A 2499-nucleotide genomic window follows, 5' to 3' on the forward strand; every position below is an offset into this window, starting at 1 on the left:
CATTGTTCATTGTAATAGTAATGCTTCAGTGTGGAGATTGAACTCCCCAACCGGAAAGTTTCGGGTAATTAGTACTGCTCGGCTACATACGTCACCGTATTTACACCTGCAGCCTATCTACGTCGTCGTCTGCAACGCCCCTTTTGTGGAGATCTTATCTTGAGACAGGCTTCGTGCTTAGATGCTTTCAGCACTTATCCCTTCCAGACTTAGCTACTCAGCGGTGCTCCTGGCGGAACAACTGATGCACCAGTGGTCTGTCCATCGCGGTCCTCTCGTACTAACGACAGGGTCTCGCAAATCTCCTACGCCCACAACAGATAGGGACCGAACTGTCTCACGACGTTCTGAACCCAGCTCGCGTGCCACTTTAATGGGCGAACAGCCCAACCCTTGGGACCTTCTCCAGCCCCAGGATGTGACGAGCCGACATCGAGGTGCCAAACCGCCGCGTCGATATGAGCTCTTGGCGGCGATCAGCCTGTTATCCCCGGAGTACCTTTTATCCTTTGAGCGATGGCCCTTCCATGCGGAACCACCGGATCACTATGCCCTGCTTTCGCACCTGGTCGACTTGTCGGTCTCACAGTCAAGCTCCCTTATGCCATTATACTCTGCAGACGGTTACCAATCGTCTTGAGGGAACCTTGGGAAGCCTCCGTTACACTTTTGGAGGCGACCACCCCAGTCAAACTACCCACCAAACAATGTCTCCCGCTCTGCGGGATTAGACTCCAGGCAAGTAAAGGGTCGTATTTCAAGGGCGACTCCACGCGTCCTGGCGAACGCGATTCACTGTCTCCGACCTATCCTACACATCACTTACCCAAAATCAATGTTAAGTTGCAGTAAAGGTTCACGGGGTCTTTCCGTCCCGTTGCGGGTAACCGGCATCTTCACCGGTACTACAATTTCACCGAGCTCGCGGCTGAGACAGTGCCCAGATCGTTACACCATTCGTGCAGGTCGGAACTTACCCGACAAGGAATTTCGCTACCTTAGGACCGTTATAGTTACGGCCGCCGTTTACCGGGGCTTCAATTCAATGCTTCACCTTACGATTAACATCTCCTCTTAACCTTCCGGCACCGGGCAGGTGTCAGGCCTTATACGTCATCTTGCGATTTGGCAAAGCCATGTGTTTTTGGTAAACAGTCGCCTGGGCCATTTCTCTGCGCCCCAATATATACCGAAATATATACCGGGGGTCCTTTCTCCCGAAGTTACAGGACTAATTTGCCTAGTTCCTTAGCCGCGGATCACTCGAGCGCCTTAGTATACTCAACCCAACTACGTGTGTCCGTTTACGGTACGGGCCGCTATACTCGCTTTTCCTGGAAGTCATTACTTGTCTTCGCTTCGGCCGTAGCCTAGGCTCAGGGCGCTATTCCGTCAGCGCTCAGACACCTGGTGACCCCGTCACTTTTATTGTATAGCGGGTGCAGGAATGTTGACCTGCTTGCCATCGGCTACCCCTTTCGGGTGCGCCTTAGGGCCCGACTGACCCTGATCCGATTAGCGTTGATCAGGAATCCTTGGTCTTTCGGCGTGAAGGTCTCTCACCTTCATTATCGTTACTTATGCCTACATTTGCTTTTCCAAGCCCTCCACAATACCTCACAGTACTGCTTCGGCGGTCTTGGAATGCTCCCCTACCACTGCCCCCGGATGGGGGCAATCCACGTCTTCGGTAGCATGCTTAATGCCCGATTATTATCCATGCACGGTCGCTCGACTAGTGAGCTGTTACGCACTCTTTAAATGAATGGCTGCTTCCAAGCCAACATCCTAGCTGTCTGTGCAACCATACCGCGTTTGCTTCAACTTAGCATACATTTCGGGACCTTAGACGGTGGTCTGGGTTCTTTCCCTCTCGGACACGGACCTTAGCACCCATGCCCTCACTCCTATGAATCTTTTAGCACCATTCGGAGTTTGTCAGGAGTTGATAGGCGATGAAACCCTCGCGTCCTATCAGTAGCTCTACCTGTGCTAAAATTTCATAAGGCTGCACCTAAATGCATTTCGGGGAGTACGAGCTATTTCCAGGTTTGATTGGCCTTTCACCCCTACCCACAGTTCATCCAAAAACTTTTCAACGTTTACTGGTTCGGTCCTCCATCCCGTGTTACCGGGACTTCAACCTGACCATGGGTAGATCACCTGGTTTCGCGTCTATCCATACCGACTTTCATCGCCCTGTTCAGACTCGCTTTCGCTTCGGCTGCATACCTTTTTGGTACTTAACCTTGCCGGTAAGGTATAACTCGTAGGCTCATTATGCAAAAGGCACGCCGTTACCCCTCTAACGGGGCTTCGACTGCTTGTAGGCGCACGGTTTCAGGTACTTTTTCACTCCCCTGTCAGGGGTGCTTTTCACCTTTCCCTCACGGTACTTGTTCTCTATCGGTCTCTCAGGAGTATTTAGCCTTACCGGATGGGCCCGGTCGATTCAGACAGGATTCCTCGTGTCCCGCCCTACTCAGGATACTACTGATC

The 2499-nt window shown here is 52.1% G+C and carries 1 rRNA gene; it reads right to left on the bottom strand.

Annotated elements, in window-relative coordinates:
• Positions 1 to 48: 48 nt before the first annotated feature.
• Positions 49 to 2499: ribosomal RNA gene (locus tag OQ5_RS22660) — 23S ribosomal RNA — on the bottom strand; the annotation flags it as partial.

The sequence above is a fragment of the Anaerophaga thermohalophila str. Valhall genome (assembly GCF_000250735.1).
Taxonomy (GTDB): Bacteria; Bacteroidota; Bacteroidia; order Bacteroidales; family Marinilabiliaceae; genus Anaerophaga; species Anaerophaga thermohalophila_A.